Here is a 14,928-nt window from a genome sequence, read left to right on the forward strand (position 1 = left end):
TCTACTTCGCCCGGTCCAGCGAGGACTGCGCGGTCTTCTGGGCCGCGGCCAGCCGGCTGTCGATCTGGGCGTCGCTGATCGAGCCGCTGGACAGGTCGGGGATCGACTGCACCACGGCGTTGGTGAGCGCGAGCTGGATGTCGGCCCAGGCCCCGGTGAACGGGGTGGCCACCGACTTCTTCTGCGCCTCGACGACCGCGGCGAGCTTCGGGTCCGACAGCAGGGTCTGGGCCGCCGCGGCGTTCGCGGGCAGCTGGCCCAGCTTGGCGTAGATGTCCAGCTGGGCGTCCTGGTCGGTGATGAGCTTGACGAACTGGAACGCCAGGTCCTGGTTCTTGGAGTAGTCGGCGACCAGCAGGTTGTCGCCGGAGAGGATGCTGGCGGCCTCGACGCCGTTGGCCGGCCGGGCGGTGGCGCCCGGCGGCACGGTCGGCAGCAGGGTGAAGGCCCACTTGCCCTTGACCGCGCCGGCGTCCAGCGTCTTGGCGGCCAGGGCCGAGGTCAGCGCGAAGTACCCGGTCTTGCCCTTGGCGAACGCGGCGACGGCCTGCGAGTTGGTCCAGCCGACCGCGGCCGGGTCGACCACCTTGTCCTTGGTCAGCCAGCCGAAGTACGTCTGGTAGGCCTTGCTGACCGTGGGATCGGCGATCCGGGCCGTCCTGCCGTCGACGATGGGGTTGCCGGCCTGCACCGACATGCCCCAGATGAACTTCCACGGGTCGAAGTTGTCCTTGTAGGCCACGGCCAGGCCGTACTGGTCGCCCTTGGTCAGCTGCTTGGCGTGCTGGGTGAGCTCGTCCCAGGTGGTCGCCGGCTTGGTGATGCCCGCGGCCTTGAGCAGCTCGGTGTTGTAGACCATCACGAACGGCCGGCCGACCCACGGGATGCCGATCTGGTGCTGCGCGTCGGGTCCGGAGATGCCCAGCGAGGACGGCACGAACTTGTCCTTGCCGCCGACCTTCTGCCACTCCTTGTCGCCCAGGGTCACGAACGCCTTGGTCGAGTAGGCCGTCGGGGTCAGGGTCGTGCCGATGGCGTAGACGTCCGGGCCGGTGCCCGAGACCACCGAGGTCTGGATCTTGGTGAGCTCGTCGTTCGCGCTGGCGAACGTCTCCCACTTGACGTCGGCGCCGGTCTGCGCCTTGAACTTGTCGCTGACCGACTTCTGCCAGTCCTGCTGCTCCTGCGGGTACTGCGTATTGGCGCCGATCAGCACGTTGAGCGTCTTGCCGCCGCCACTGCCCCCGCCGTCGTCATCGCCGCCGCAGGCGCCGAGCGCGACGGTGAGAGCCGTCGCACCGGCCAGCGCCACCACTGCACGCAAAGTCCTCGAGCCCATCGTCGATCTCCCTTGGCTTGTTCGCCGGTGCGATGTGATCCGCATTACGGCGGGAGTGTTACGAGATGGTTGCGTCGCGGGTCAGCGCCAGGCAATCAGTTGCACGTTGTTGCTTGCCCGTGCCGACAACAGATGGCAATTGCTTGTGGACCGGGCGTCACACCACGAGGCTCAGGCGATGGCCACCTTGACCGTGCACCCCGACCGCCTGCTGCCGGCCGACCCCGGCGTGCGCGACCTCGCCCGCCGGCTGTACACCGCCGTCCGGGACCTGCCGATCGTCTCGCCGCACGGGCACGTCGACCCGCGCATCCTCGGAGAGGACACGCCGTTCGCGGATCCGACCAGCCTGTTCATCCAGCCCGACCACTACGTGACCCGGCTGCTGCACGCCGGTGGCATCCCGCTGTCCGACCTGGGCGTGGGCGAGGGGCCGATGGGCGAGGACCGGGCCCGGGCGGCCTGGCGGCTGCTGTGCGGCCACTGGCACCTGCTGCGCGGCACGCCCGTGCGGTACTGGTTCGACAGTGAGCTGGTGGACATCTTCGGCGTCACCGAGCGGCCGTCCGCGGCCAATGCCGACGCGCTCTACGACCTGATCGACGCGCAGTTGCGGCAGCCCAGCCACCGGCCGCGGGCCCTGCTCCGCCGCTTCGGCATCGACTTCCTGGCCACCACCGACGACCCCGCGGACGACCTGGCCGTGCACGACGCGCTGCGCGCCGACCCGGACGTGTCCACCACCGTCGCGCCCACCTTCCGGCCGGACCGCTACCTGGAGGTCGGCCGCCCGGGATGGCCCGAGGCGGTCAAGGAACTGGGCGGCGACTGCGGCCACTACGCCGGCTACGTCGCCGCGCTGGAGGAACGCCGCCGGTACTTCGTCGCGCACGGCGCCGTCTCGGCCGACCACGGTCACGCCGACGCGGGCACCGAACCGCTCGGCCACCGCGACGCCGAACGCATCTACCGGAGGGCGCTCGACGGCACCGTCACCCCGCCGGAGGCCACCGCCTTCCGCCAGCACATGACCTTCGAGATGGCCCGCATGTCCTGCGAGGACGGCCTGGTCATGACCCTGCACCCGGGCGTGTACCGCAACCATCACCCGGCCACGTTCGAGCGGTACGGCCCGGACACCGGTCACGACATCCCGGTCGCCGTCGAGCTGACCCGCTCGTTGCGGCCGCTGCTCACCCGCTTCGGCACGTACCCGGGCTTCCACCTGGTCCTGTTCACCGTGGACCCGGACGTGTACAGCCGGGAGATCGCCCCGCTGGCCGGCTTCTACCCCGCCGTGTACGCGGGCGCGCCCTGGTGGTTCCTCGACAACCCCGCCGAGATCGGGCGCTTCCAGGCCGGGGTGACCGAGACCGCCGGATTCAGCCGGCTGTCCGGCTTCATCGACGACACCCGGGCCTTCTGCTCGATTCCCGCCCGGCACGACATGTCGCGCCGCCTCGACGCGGGTTTCCTGGCCGGCCTGGTCGCCGCCCACCGGCTCGACGAGGACGAGGCCCACGACACGCTGACCGCCCTCGTCAGCGACCAGCCGCGCAAGGTGTTCAAGCTGTGACCGCGCCGGTCCGGATCGTCCACCTCGGTCTCGGCGGCTTCTTCCGGGCGCATCAGGTCTGGTACACCGGGGCCGCCCCGGACGCCGCCGGCTGGGGCATCGCCGCGTTCACCGGGCGCTCGCCGGAGCTCGCCGACCGGCTGGCGGCGCAGGACGGGCGGTACACGCTGATCGTTCGCGGTCCCGGGCACGACGAGATGGCCGTACAGACCGCGGTGGTCGCCGCGCATCCGGGCACCGACCTCGCGGCCTGGTGCGGATACCTGTCCCGGCCCGAGGTGGCGGTGGTGACGCTCACCGTGACGGAGGCCGGGTACCGCCGTGACCGTACCGGCGGGCTCGACCTGGACGACCCCGCCGTACGGGCCGATCTCGACGCCGTGCGCACCGGCGCGTCGGCGGTCACCGTACCGGGCCGTCTGGTCGCCGGCCTGGCCGCGCGCCGGGCCGCGGGCGCCGGACCGCTGGCCGTGGTGTCCTGCGACAACCTGCCCGGCAACGGCGAGGCCACCGCCCGGGTCGTGCTCGACCTGGCCGCGGCGGCCGACCCCGCGCTGGTCCCGTGGATCCGCGACACGGTGTCGTTCGTGACGACCATGGCCGACCGGATCACCCCGCGCACCACCCCCGGCGACGTCCAGGCCGTGCGGGAGCGGACCGGCTTCGCCGACGCCGTCCCGGTGGTCACCGAACCGTTCAGCGAATGGGTGCTCGGCGGCGACTTCCCGGGCGGGCGGCCGGCGTGGGACGCGCGCTTCGTCGCCGACGTCAAGCCGCACGAGACCCGCAAGCTGCTCCTGCTCAACGGCGGGCATTCACTGCTGGCGTACGCGGGAAGCGCCCGCGGCCACGGCACCATCGCGGAGGCCATGGCCGACCCGGTCTGCCGGGACTGGCTGGCCCAGTGGTGGGACGAGGCATCGCGGCACGTGCCGCTGCCGGCGGGCGAGCTGGCCGACTACCGGGCGGCGCTGACCGCCCGGTTCACCAACCCGCGGATCCGGCACCTGCTGGCCCAGATCGCCGCCGACGGCTCACAGAAGATACCGATCCGGGTGCTGCCGGTGATCCGCGGCGAGCGCGCCGCGGGCCGGACCTCGGCCGGCGGGGCCCGCGTCCTGGCCGCCTGGATCGGTCACCTGCGCGGCATCGGGGCACCGGTGGACGACGCGGGCGCTGCGCCGTACCGCGAGCGCGCCGGATCCGTGCCGGACCTGCTGGCGCTGCTGGCCCCGGAACTCGCCGGAGACCGCGACCTGATCAAGGCGATCGAGTCCCAGGTGCCCGCGCGGGGGTGACAGAGACTCAGTCCTCCGGACCCATGACGTAGCCGAACTGCTTCATCGATCCGGCCCGGTCGATCTCGTCGAGGGCGGCCGGGTCGAGGCTCGCCAGCGGGGGCCGTGCAGCACGCTCGCGCCACCTGGCCAGGGGAACGGAAAGGTGTTCCATCTCGGCGTAGCCGTTCGAGGTGTGGAAGCCACCGTCACGCTCGAACAGCAGGAGCAACGGTTCGAACGGGTCCTCCAGACCCTCGGGAATCTCGAAGCCGGGCTCGGCGCGCAACGCGGCCCAGTGCAGGATGAACGGCACCACCTGCTGGGCGTTCCAGCCGCCCTTCGCCGCCTGCTGCACCGCTTCCTCGACCACCCCGGGATCCGCCCGGACGTCGGGGTCGAGGTAGACCGCGAGGTCGAAGAAGGGCACAGGCTCGTCCCACCCGTACGCGTCCAGCCACCGGGCGACACGCCGAAAATACTCCAGCATCAGCTTCGCCTTCGACCAGGTGCGGTAGCCGTGGCGCTGCCAGTCGACGGCGCCGAGGCGAGCGGCGGTGGCGCGTACCGATTCTTCGGGTGTCATCGATGGCCGAGGCGCTCGAGGTGCTCGCGCAGGGCGGCGGCGATGTCGGCCGCCGCCTCGACCTGGGCCGGCGTCAGCGCGTCGACGAACAGCTCCCGGACCGCCCGCAGGTGCGGCGCCGTGGCCTCGCGGAAGGCCGTCCACCCGGCCGGCGCCAGGATGATCTCCGCGCCGCGGCTGTCAGCCGCCGCCTTCTCCCGGCGGATCAGGTGCCGGCGTTCCATCCGGCCGAGGTGGTGCGACAGCCGGCTGCGTTCCCAGCCGACCTGGGCGGCCAGCTCCGACGAGCGCATCCGGCCGGGCCCGGCCTCGCTCAGGGCCAGCAGTACGGCGTAATCGCCCGGCGAGAGCCCGGTGTCGCTCTGCAGGCGTCCGGCGAGCACCGTACGCAGCGCCTCGGTGGTCTCGATGAAGTCCCGCCACGCGCGCAGCTCGGCGCGGTCGGGCAGTTGGCGCGGGCGCGGCATAACTCGGGGCCCTCCTGTGTTTGATGTGTCAATCATACTGGCTGACATGTCAATTACTGGAGGACAGCGCCATGAGTGAGCTCGTGCTCGGTCTCGACACCTTCGGCGACGTGCCGGTGGACGACGCCGGCGTACCCGTCTCCCACGCCGTCGCGATCCGGCAGGTCATCGACGAGGCCGTGCTGGCCGACCAGCTCGGCGTCGACGTCATCGCGCTCGGCGAGCACCACCGCCCCGAGTACTCGATCTCCACCCCGGAGACCGTGCTGGCCGGGATCGCCGCGCGCACCTCGCGGATCAAGCTGGCCTCGGGCGTCACCGTGCTCAGCTCCGACGACCCGGTCCGGGTGTTCCAGCGCTTCGCGACGGTGGACGCGATCTCGCAGGGCCGGGCCCAGGCCATCCTGGGCCGCGGGTCGTTCACCGAGTCGTTCCCGCTGTTCGGCTACGACCTCAGCGACTACGACGTGTTGTTCGAGGAGAAGCTCGAGCTCTTCGTCAAGCTGCTCGACGAGGAGCCGGTGACCTGGAGCGGCACCACCCGCTCGGCGCTGGAGAACGCCGACGTGTTCCCCAAGACCGAGTCCGGCCGGCTCGACACCTGGGTCGGCGTCGGTGGCTCCCCGCAGTCGGTGGTCCGGACCGCGCGGCACGGGCTGCCGCTCATGCTGGCCATCATCGGCGGCAACCCGGCCCGTTTCGCGCCCTACCTCGACCTGTACCGCCGGGCCACCGAGCAGCTGGGCACGGTCGCGCACCCGGTCGGGATGCATTCCCCCGGGTTCGTGGCGGACACCGACGAGCAGGCCAAGGAGCTGTTCTACCCGGCGTACAAGGTCATCCGGGACCGGATCGGCGCCCTGCGCGGCTGGCCGCCGCTGCGCCGCGCGGAGTTCGACGACGAGGTCGCGCACGGCTCGCTGTACATCGGCTCGCCGGAGACGGTGGCCCGCAAGATCGCCGGCGCGGTCCGGACGCTCGGCGTGGGCCGCTTCGACCTGATCTACACCGCGGGCGCCCAGCCGATCAGCGCCCGTACGCGCGCCGTCGAGCTGTTCGGCGCGAAGGTGGCTCCCCTGGTCCGCGAGATTCTGGAGGGTTGAGCCGTGACCACCATCGGCATTCTCGGCGCCGGCAAGGTCGGCACCGTGCTGGCCCGGCTGGCTCTGGCCGCCGGCTACCGGGTGCTCATCGCCGGTTCCGGCGACCCGGCCCGGATCGCGCTGATCGTCGAGGTCATCACGCCCGGCGCGATCGCCGTGACCGCGGCCGAGGCGGCTGCCGGCGCCGACATCGTCGTGCTGGCGCTGCCGCTCGGCAAGCACCGCGGGATGCCCGTGGACGCGCTGCGCGGCAAGCTGGTCGTCGACGCGATGAACTACTGGTGGGAGGTCGACGGGATCCGCGACGACCTCACCGACCCGCGTACCTCCTCCAGCGAGATCGTGCGGGACTTCCTGCCGGGCGCGCGGCTCGTGAAGGCCTTCAACCACATGGGTTATCACGATCTGGAGAGCGGGGCCCGGCCGGCGGGCGCGGCCGGGCGCAAGGCCATCGCGATCGCCGGGGACGACCCGGCCGACGTGGCCGCGGTCGCGGCCCTGGTCGACGATCTCGGTTTCGACCCGGTCGTGGCCGGGCCGCTGGCCGAAGGGGTACGGATGGAGCCCGGCTCGGAGCTGTTCGGGGCGAACACCGACGCCGCCGGGGTACGGGCCATGCTCGACCGCTTCCCCGCCTCGGACCGGGGCCGGCTCGTGGCCGCGGCCCGAGGAGTGCCCGCCCCGGCGGCTGACTGACCCCGCTCAGCGCAGGAGCTGCTGGCCGCCGTCGACGTCGTAGGTGGCGCCGGTGAGCGCGGTGTTGGTCATCAGGTGCAGGGCGAGCGCCGCCACGTCCTCCGGTCCGACGACCCGTCCGATCGGCAGCGTGGCGCGCAGCTCCGCCCGGCGTGATTCGAGCTGATCACCGAGCAGGCGGGCCGACAGCGGGGTGTCGACGAAGCCGGGGGCGATCGCGTTGACCCGGACCGGCGCGATCTCCAGGGCGGCGTTGGCCGTGATGGCCGGCAGAGCCGCGGTGCCGATGGCGGCGAGCACGAGGCCGTGGCCGGGGCGGCGGGCGCCCGTACCGCTCAGGAACGTCAGCGATCCGCCGGGACGGACCCGGGTGGCGCACTCGCGGGCGATCCGTAACGCTCCGACCAGGTGCTCGTCGAGCGAGGCGCGAGCCTGCTCGAAGTCCATCTCGGCGATCGGTGCGTAGGTCGGGCCGCCGCCGGAGACCAGCACGTGGTCGACCGGCGCGGGCAGTTCGGTGAAGAAGCGGTGCAGCCCGGCCGGGTCGCCCAGGTCGAGCTGGATCGTCGAGGCGCCCAGCTCGTCGCGGACGGCGTCGAGCCTGCCCTGGTCACGACCGGTGACGATGACCTTGGCGTCCGCCGCGTGGGCCTGGCGGCCCGTCTCCAGCCCGATGCCGGAGGTGCCGCCGATGATGACGACGGTGCTTCCCGAGAGACTGTGCATGGTGTCCTCCTCAGACGGCCGCGGCCGGTTCGGGCGCGGCACACGTGTGTAGCCGGGGGTTGGGCGCGGCGTGCTGTCCGGTGCTGCGGCGGCTGGGGACGAGCAGGGCCGTGAGCGCGGCGGCGGCCACGGTCAGGCCGGCCATGACGAGCATCGCGGACTGGTAGTTCGCGGCGAGCGGCTGCGTGAGACCGGGCGCACCACCGGCCCCGAGCAGGGCCGGGACGAGCGCGACCAGGACGACCCCGCCGACCCGGGACGCGGCGTCGTTGATCGCCGACGCCTCGCCGAGGTCGCTGTCGTCGACGGCGGCGAGCACCCCAGCGGTGAGCGGGGCGACGGCCAGCCCGATGCCGAGGCCCCAGAGGATCGCGCCGGGCAGGATCGCCTGGGCGTACGAGTCGCCGGGGCGGGCCGCCGACAGCCAGCCGAACCCGGCGGCCACGATGAGGATGCCGGCCGCCATCGGCCGGCGGGTGCCGACCCGGGCGACGAGCCCGCCGACCAGCGGGGAGACGACCAGGAACACGGCGGACTCGGGGATCAGGGCCGCCCCGGCCGCGGTGGCGCTGTAGCCCAGCCGCAGCTCCAGCTGGAGGATGACCAGGTAGCTGGCGGCGGCCAGGGCGCCGTAGAAGAGCAGGGTGGCCGCGTTGATCGCGCTGAACGGCCGGGACCGGAACAGCTCCGTCCGCAGCATCGGGCGGTGCCGGCGCTGTTCGACCGGGACCAGGGCGACCAGACACACCAGCCCGAGCAGGCCGGACGCCAGCACCGGTCCGGTCGTCCATCCCGACTCCGGCGCCGCGGTGAGGGCGTAGATGACACCGCCCAGGCCGATCACGGCGAGCAGGGCCCCGACGGCATCGACGGAAAGCGGTCGCCGCGGGCTCGCGGTCGGCGGGACCCTGCGCAGCACCCAGAGCGCGGCGGCGATGAGCGGCAGGTTGAGCAGGAAGACGTAGCGCCACGACGTGTGGTCGACGAGCCAGCCGCCGCCGTACGGGCCGAGGGTGGTGCCGAGGGTGGAGATGCCGGCCCAGATGCCGATGCCCCGCGCCCGGTCCGGCCCGCGCAACGTGCCGTTGAGCAGCGCGAGGCTGCTCGGCACGACGAACGCCCCGCCGACGCCCTGCACCAGCCGGGCCAGGATCAGGGTCAGCGGCGTCGGGGCGACGGCGCAGCAGAGCGAGGCGACCAGCATCACCAGCAGCCCGGTGATCAGGATCCGCCGCGGCCCGAAATGATCGGCGAGCGCCCCGGCGAGCAGCAGCAACGCCGCGACCGTGATCAGGTAGCCGGTCAGGACCCACTGCAGCTCGCTCACGCTCGCGTTCAGGTCACGCCCGATCGCCGGGACCGCGACGTTGATCATGTACGCGTCGAGGAAGCCGACCATCGAGGCCAGCACCGTCGCCGCGATGAGCGCCGTGCCGCGCGCCCCGCGCAGCGGGATGAGCCCCGCACCGGGGTCTGCCGCCGTACCCGGGTCGGCGCTCACGGCAGTGTCACCGCGCCCGCCGAATCGGTGGGTTGCGGGCTCAGCGGGGTGGCTTGCATGTCGGACCTCCTCGGGAGACATCTCCTGCGGGGTCCACGATCCGGCCACCGGGGCCCGCTTCGCGCCCGTGGCACTCCCTGGTCCCGGGCCGACCAGGGACATACACGGGCGCGACCCCGGCGCCGGGACGGCGACATTGGGTGCGTTGGGATTCCGGCCGAGCGGGAGGCGCAAGTCATGGACATGAAACTCGAGGTCGTCGTGGTACCGGTGTCGGACGTGGACCGGGCCAAGGACTTCTACACGGCGCTGGGCTGGCGGCTCGACGCCGACATCGCCACCGGCGAGACCTTCCGGGTGGTGCAGGTGACGCCGCCCGGGTCGCCGGCCTCGGTCATCTTCGGCACCTCGGTCACGGCGCAGGCGCCCGGTACGGCCCAGGGCCTGCACCTGATCGTGACCGACATCGACGCGGCGCACGACGAGCTGAAGCGGCTGGGCGCCGAACCGAGCGAGGTGTTCCACGACGCCGGCGGCATCTTCCACCACGCCGGCACCGACGCTCGGGTGCCGGGGGCCGATCCGGCCCGCCACAGCTACGGCTCGTTCCTGTCGTTCAGCGACCCGGACGGCAACGGCTGGGTCCTGCAGGAGGTCACCACCCGGCTCCCGGGACGGGTGGACCCGGCCGCCACCACGTTCGCCTCGACCACGGACCTCGCCGACGCGCTGCGCCGGGCCGCGGCCGCGCACGGCGAGCACGAGGCGCGCATCGGCGCGGCGGACCCCGACTGGCCGGCCTGGTACGCCGACTACATGGTGCGCGAGCAGGCGGGCACCGCCCTGCCGGCATGACCGGCGCGGCCGGTCACGCCGTCGCGGTGCCGGCCGACATCACCGAACCGGAGCAGGCCGAGCCGGCGGTGATGGGCACCCTGGAACGGTTCGGTCGGCCGGACGTTGGTGCGCGCGGGCGACCAGCTCTGGTGGCCCGCGCGTTGACGTAAGCTCGAACCGGAACGCTCTTCCAGTTGAGTCCCGGTGAGGTGTGGTGTCGTGAGCACGAACGGGGGCCGGCGGGTGCGGGTGGACGCGCAGCGCAACATCGACGCGTTGCTCGACGCCGCCAAGGTCGTCTTCAGCACCTCAGGGGTGGACGCGCCCGTCCGCGAGATCGCCGCCCAGGCGGGGGTCGGGGTCGGCACCTTCTACCGGCACTTCCCGCTGCGGTCCGACCTGGTCACGGCCGTGTTCCGCCGCGAAGTGGACGCCTGCGCCGAGGCCGCCCCGGTCCTGGCGGCGGAGCACGAGCCCGGCGAGGCCCTGAGCCGCTGGATCTTCCGGTTCACCGACTTCATCGCCACCAAGCGGGGCCTGGCCGCGGCCCTGCACTCGGGCGATCCCGCCTTCAACGTCCTGCCGGACTACTTCCTGCAGCGGCTCGGCCCGGCCCTGGGCGGCCTGCTCGACGCCGCCACCGCGGCCGGCGAGGTACGCGCCGAGGTCAGCGCGCAGGAACTGCTCTACGCGGTGAGCACCCTGTGCATGTCCGGCGAAGAAGGCGACCACGGCCGGCGCATGGTCGCGCTGCTGATCGACGGCCTGAAGTACGGCGCCACGAAACCCTCCTGACCCACACCGATTGCCGGCACCCACCGGTGGCCTCCATCACACTGCTTGCTAAGCGGAACACGCCTCCATATCTTCGGATGTGGAACGACGTTCCGCTTCAACGTCAGTCGTCGAGGAGTGACCACCATGTCCACCACCATCACCCCCGTTGTCTCCCTCCGCCCGGTGGTCCTGCCGGCCCCGGACCGCGGCGAGGACCTCCAGGTCCGGGTGTCCGCCCCGGTCACCGGCCGCGACCTGCCGATCATCGTGTTCTCGCACGGCTTCGCCTCGTCGATGCACGAGTACGAACCGCTGGCCGGCTATTGGGCCGCCCGCGGCTTCGTGGTGATCCAGCCGACCCACCTCGACTCCGCGACGCTGGCCGTCACCCCGGACGACCCGCGCCACCCGGACATCTGGCGGATCCGGATCGCGGACCTCAAGCGCGTCCTCGACGAGCTGGACCACATCGAGGCGTCCGTACCGGGCCTCGCCGGCCGGCTCGACCGGACCCGGATCGCCGTGGCCGGCCACTCCTGGGGCGGGCAGACGGCGAGCACGCTGCTCGGCGCCCGGGTGCTGGACGCCGGCGGCGTTCCGGGCGAGGACCTGAGCGATCCGCGGATCAAGGCGGGCGTCCTGCTCGCCACCACCGGTACGGGCGGAGCCGACCTGTCGCCGTTCGCCGCCGAGCACTTCCCGTTCATGAGCCCCGACTTCACCGCCATGCGTACCCCGGCCCTGATCGTCGCCGGGGACAAGGACCAGTCGGCGCTGTCCGTACGGGGACCGGACTGGTTCACCGACCCGTACATGCTCAGCCCGGGTCCGAAGAGCCTGCTCACTCTGTTCGGGGCTGAGCACTCGCTCGGCGGCATCCTCGGTCACGGCCTGACCGCGACAACCGACGAGAGCCCGGAACGCGTCGCCCTGATCCAGCGGCTCACGTGGGCGTACCTGCGCAGCGCGCTGTATCCCGCGGACCCCGGCTGGACCGAGGCGAGCGCCGAGCTGGTGACGGGCTCGCACGCGCTGGGCCGGATCGAGTCGAAGTGACCAGCTTCGGCATCATGACCGCCCCGCAACAGGTCGGCTACGACGACATCCTGCGGGTCTGGCAGGAGGCGGACGCGATCCCGGAGATCGAGCACGCCTGGCTGTTCGACCACCTCATGCCGATCGGCGGCGACCCGGCCGGACCGGCCTTCGAGGGCTGGACCCTGCTGTCGGCCCTCGCCGCACTGACCACGCGGCTGGGGCTGGGCCTGCTCGTGACCAGCAACCGTTTCCGGCCCCCGGCGTTGCTGGCCAAGATGGCCACGACGGTCGACATCGTCTCGGCGGGCCGGCTCACCCTGGGCATCGGGGTGGGCTCCCGGCCGGGTCACCCGCTGGCCCGGCGCGAGTACGAGGCCCACGGCCTGCCCTTCCACGACACCGCGCAGGCCGTGAGCAGCCTCGCCGAGGCGTGCACGGTGATCCGGCGGCTGTGGACCGAGACCGAGCCGTTCGACTTCCCGGGCGAGCACGTGCGGCTCACCGGCGCGTACGGGAGCCCGAAACCTATCCAGCGCCCGCACCCGCCGATCCTCATCGGCGGGCGCTCCGCCGCCACGCTACGGGTGGTCGCCGAACACGCGGACGTGTGGAACATTCCCGGCGGTGACCTCGAGGACGTGGTCCACCGCAGCGCGCTGCTGGACCGCTACTGCGCCGACATCGGTCGCGACCCGGCCACGATCCTCCGCTCGATCCACCTGTCGGTCGACTACGACCGGCCGGAGAGCACCCGCGCCGCGATCGACGAGGCGACCGGCGCCGGCTTCGGTCACGTCGTGCTGAGCCTGCCGGCGCCCTACCCGCCCGGCGTCGCCGGCTGGGTCGCCGCCGAGCTCATCGGCGCGACCTGACCTTCACCTCACCTTGAGGTGTCAGCGGTGGAGATCACCGGCATCAAGGCCGAACAAGGTGGCGTCAGCGCCGTAGAAGACGCCGTCCCGTTCCGGGCGCATGCCGAGCTTCTCCAGCACGTGCCGGGAGGCCGCGTTCTCGTGGCGCACCACCGCGACGATCGAGGACAGCCCGCACCCGTCGAACCCGTATGCCAAACTCGCCCGGGCCGCCTCGGTGGCGTACCCCTGTCCCCAGGCGGCCACCTCCCGGACCACGTCATCAGGGCCGGAGATGCCGGCGAACGGCACGACGGTAACGGCCGACACCCCGGACCGACGGGCCACGGCATGAACGAGCCGGGTCTTGCCGAGCCCGCCGGGCGACCCAGCGCCGCGGCCGGCCGGCCGGCCGACCGTCGCCGCCTCGCACCGCACCAGCTCGACGAGCACCTCCTCGTCGCTCGGCCGCCACCGCGGCCAGCAGCTCCACCGCCTCGGCCGGCCGGTCGAGCCGGGCCAGGGCGAGCGCGCGGGCCCGTACCAGGGTGCGATGGGTGACCCACCGCTCGGCTCGCAGCGCGGCGAGCGGATCGCCGGCCGGTCCCGGCCCGGCGCCGGCCCAGAGAGCGAGCCCGGCGTCGGCGTGCCGGAGGGCGGCGGCGTGGTCGCCGGCCAGCGAACACCTGGCGGTGGCCTCGGCCCGGAGCAGAACCGCCGAGCTGTCGACCTGGTCGTCGCTCAGCGTGAGTCGGTACCCGGTCGGGGTCCGGACGATGAGGTCGGCGCCGAGCTGCGACCGGGCCCGCGAGACGAGAATCTGCAGCGCCTTGGGCGGATTCCCGGGCCGGTGGTCGGGCCAGATGCCCTCGATCAGCCGCCCGGTGCCGCAGCCGGTGCGCAGCGCACCGGCGAGCAGGGCGATGAGGGCCTGCAACCGGGGACCCACGATCTCCTGGTCACGGAAGGAAGTCCGGGACAGCAGGACCAGATCGGGGGCCACCGCCCCAGGGTAGCGACCGGTGCTCAGCGGCCGGGTGCGATGCCGGTGGATTCGCGGACGATCAGGCGGCCGGGCTCCCGGATCACGCCCGAGGTGGGGGCGCCGTCGAGGGCGGCGAACAAGTGCCGTACCGCTGACGCGCCCAGCTGTTCCAGGTTCAGGTCGACTGTGGTCAGCGGCGGGCGGCATTCCGCGGCGATGACCTCCCAGTTGTCGTAGCCGACCACCGCGATGTCGTCCGGGATCGATCGGCCCAGGTCGCGCAGGGCTTCCGTCACCCCGTACGCGATCTGGTCGCTGCCGCAGAAGATCGCGTCGACGTCCGGGTGGCCGGCGAGCAGCACCGTCGCCGCGTGGCGGCCCCAGCGCTGGGACCACTGGCCGAACATCGGTTCGGCGGCCAGGGGCAGGCCGGCCGCGTCGAGCACCTCGCGGGTCGCCGCCGCCCGGTCGCGGGCCGCGCGGTAGGTCGGGTCGCCGGTGATGTGGGCGATCCGGCGCCGGCCCAGCGACACCAGGTGTTCGGCGGCGAGCCGGGCGCCGCCCGCGTCGTCGGCCACGATGGACACGTCGGCGGGGTTGTCGGACTCGCAGAAGACGTACACCACCGGCACCGGGATGTCCGCGGTCAGGGACGGGCGGATCTCGTTGGCGTCGCCGAGCACGATGAAGCCGTCGACCTGGCGGGCCAGCAGGGTGCGGATGTAGTGCCGGCGGCGGATGGCGTCGCCGCGGGCGTCGCACAGCAGCACGCTCATCTGCTCGTTGCCGAGGGCGTTCTCCGCGCCCAGCAGGACCGGGATGGTGAAGCGGGCGGCGGAGAGCTCGTCGGTGAGCAGGCCGATGGTCCGGGTGTTACCGGAGATCAGGCCGCGGGCCAGCACGTTGGGCTGGAACGAGAGCTCGTCGGCGGCCATGATGACGCGCTGCCGGGTCGCCGGGGCCACCTCGTCGCGGGCGTTCAGCGCCTTGGACGCGGTCGCCAGGGAGACGCCCGCGCGCTGGGCGACGTCGGACAACGTGACCCCGGACCGTCGCCGCGCCATGAACCGCCCCCCGAAAACTTTTCGTCAGCATAGCGACGGCGCGGCCCACCCGCCACGGCCGTTCGATAAGGAAACAAGCCAGAAATAGATCGTTGACAATGCGTG

At 72.7% G+C, this 14,928-nt stretch carries 17 protein-coding genes; 9 read left to right on the forward strand and 8 right to left on the reverse strand.

Features of this window, described 5'->3' with window-relative positions; genetic code table 11:
- Position 1: 1 nt before the first annotated feature.
- Positions 2-1,339, reverse strand: coding sequence for an ABC transporter substrate-binding protein (locus AB0C12_RS42035; RefSeq protein ID WP_360556612.1), 1,338 nt, complete (start codon positions 1,337-1,339; stop codon positions 2-4).
- Between the two features lie 178 nt (positions 1,340-1,517).
- On the opposite strand from AB0C12_RS42035, the gene uxaC reads away from it, so the two are divergent.
- Entirely contained in the window at positions 1,518-2,915 is a 1,398-nt protein-coding gene (gene uxaC, locus AB0C12_RS42040; protein WP_360556613.1) for a glucuronate isomerase, read from the forward strand.
- The gene (locus AB0C12_RS42045; protein ID WP_360556615.1) at positions 2,912-4,213 is read left to right on the forward strand and encodes a mannitol dehydrogenase family protein; all 1,302 of its coding nucleotides are present in this window, start codon (positions 2,912-2,914) and stop codon (positions 4,211-4,213) included. Before uxaC ends, AB0C12_RS42045 begins: the two co-directional genes overlap by 4 nt.
- Positions 4,214-4,220: 7 nt before the next feature.
- On the opposite strand, the gene AB0C12_RS42050 is transcribed toward AB0C12_RS42045, so the two are convergent.
- Positions 4,221-4,778, reverse strand: coding sequence for a hypothetical protein (locus tag AB0C12_RS42050; protein ID WP_360556617.1), 558 nt, complete (start codon positions 4,776-4,778; stop codon positions 4,221-4,223).
- Positions 4,775-5,245 carry a MarR family transcriptional regulator gene (locus tag AB0C12_RS42055; RefSeq protein WP_360556619.1) on the reverse strand — a complete coding sequence of 157 codons (471 nt, stop codon included), beginning with the start codon at positions 5,243-5,245 and terminating at the stop codon, positions 4,775-4,777. Before AB0C12_RS42055 ends, AB0C12_RS42050 begins: the two co-directional genes overlap by 4 nt.
- Positions 5,246-5,316: 71 nt before the next feature.
- Here AB0C12_RS42055 and AB0C12_RS42060 point away from each other — a divergent pair, with 71 nt between their 5' ends.
- Positions 5,317-6,348 carry an LLM class flavin-dependent oxidoreductase gene (locus AB0C12_RS42060; protein ID WP_360556621.1) on the forward strand — a complete coding sequence of 344 codons (1,032 nt, stop codon included), beginning with the start codon at positions 5,317-5,319 and terminating at the stop codon, positions 6,346-6,348.
- 3 nt (positions 6,349-6,351) lie between these two features.
- Positions 6,352-7,044: an NAD(P)-binding domain-containing protein gene (locus tag AB0C12_RS42065; RefSeq protein ID WP_360556623.1), complete on the forward strand. Its 693-nt coding sequence runs from the start codon at positions 6,352-6,354 to the stop codon at positions 7,042-7,044.
- Positions 7,045-7,050: 6 nt separating this feature from the next.
- On the opposite strand, the gene AB0C12_RS42070 is transcribed toward AB0C12_RS42065, so the two are convergent.
- Together AB0C12_RS42070 and AB0C12_RS42075 are read right to left on the reverse strand one after the other, a co-directional pair.
- On the reverse strand, positions 7,051-7,770 hold the full coding sequence (locus AB0C12_RS42070; RefSeq protein ID WP_360556624.1) for an SDR family oxidoreductase: 720 nt from the start codon (positions 7,768-7,770) through the stop codon (positions 7,051-7,053).
- A gap of 10 nt (positions 7,771-7,780) precedes the next feature.
- Positions 7,781-9,271 (reverse strand): DHA2 family efflux MFS transporter permease subunit, encoded by a 1,491-nt coding sequence (locus AB0C12_RS42075; RefSeq protein WP_360556626.1) that lies wholly within the window; start codon positions 9,269-9,271, stop codon positions 7,781-7,783.
- 237 nt (positions 9,272-9,508) lie between these two features.
- Here AB0C12_RS42075 and AB0C12_RS42080 point away from each other — a divergent pair, with 237 nt between their 5' ends.
- From AB0C12_RS42080 to AB0C12_RS42100, 5 genes are all read left to right on the forward strand, one after another.
- Positions 9,509-10,126, forward strand: coding sequence for a VOC family protein (locus AB0C12_RS42080; RefSeq protein ID WP_360556628.1), 618 nt, complete (start codon positions 9,509-9,511; stop codon positions 10,124-10,126).
- Positions 10,123-10,278 carry a hypothetical protein gene (locus AB0C12_RS42085; protein WP_360556630.1) on the forward strand — a complete coding sequence of 52 codons (156 nt, stop codon included), beginning with the start codon at positions 10,123-10,125 and terminating at the stop codon, positions 10,276-10,278. Before AB0C12_RS42080 ends, AB0C12_RS42085 begins: the two co-directional genes overlap by 4 nt.
- A 49-nt stretch (positions 10,279-10,327) precedes the next feature.
- Positions 10,328-10,903: a TetR/AcrR family transcriptional regulator gene (locus AB0C12_RS42090; RefSeq protein ID WP_360556632.1), complete on the forward strand. Its 576-nt coding sequence runs from the start codon at positions 10,328-10,330 to the stop codon at positions 10,901-10,903.
- Positions 10,904-11,029: 126 nt separating this feature from the next.
- The gene (locus AB0C12_RS42095; protein ID WP_360556633.1) at positions 11,030-11,941 is read left to right on the forward strand and encodes a chlorophyllase; all 912 of its coding nucleotides are present in this window, start codon (positions 11,030-11,032) and stop codon (positions 11,939-11,941) included.
- Positions 11,938-12,795 (forward strand): LLM class flavin-dependent oxidoreductase, encoded by an 858-nt coding sequence (locus AB0C12_RS42100; protein WP_360556635.1) that lies wholly within the window; start codon positions 11,938-11,940, stop codon positions 12,793-12,795. The genes AB0C12_RS42095 and AB0C12_RS42100 overlap by 4 nt, the downstream gene beginning before the upstream one ends.
- A gap of 21 nt (positions 12,796-12,816) precedes the next feature.
- Here the strand turns inward: AB0C12_RS42100 and AB0C12_RS42105 are convergent, their stop codons facing one another.
- Genes AB0C12_RS42105 through AB0C12_RS42115 form a run of 3 tightly spaced genes read right to left on the reverse strand, consistent with a single transcriptional unit; the run spans position 12,817 to position 14,823 of the window.
- The gene (locus AB0C12_RS42105; RefSeq protein ID WP_360556636.1) at positions 12,817-13,086 is read right to left on the reverse strand and encodes a GNAT family N-acetyltransferase; all 270 of its coding nucleotides are present in this window, start codon (positions 13,084-13,086) and stop codon (positions 12,817-12,819) included.
- On the reverse strand, positions 13,058-13,777 hold the full coding sequence (locus tag AB0C12_RS42110) for a hypothetical protein (protein WP_360556638.1): 720 nt from the start codon (positions 13,775-13,777) through the stop codon (positions 13,058-13,060). Before AB0C12_RS42110 ends, AB0C12_RS42105 begins: the two co-directional genes overlap by 29 nt.
- 23 nt (positions 13,778-13,800) lie before the next feature.
- The gene (locus tag AB0C12_RS42115; protein WP_360556639.1) at positions 13,801-14,823 is read right to left on the reverse strand and encodes a LacI family DNA-binding transcriptional regulator; all 1,023 of its coding nucleotides are present in this window, start codon (positions 14,821-14,823) and stop codon (positions 13,801-13,803) included.
- Positions 14,824-14,928: the final 105 nt, after the last annotated feature.

The organism is Actinoplanes sp. NPDC048967 (assembly GCF_040649415.1).
Lineage (GTDB): Bacteria > Actinomycetota > Actinomycetes > Mycobacteriales > Micromonosporaceae > Actinoplanes.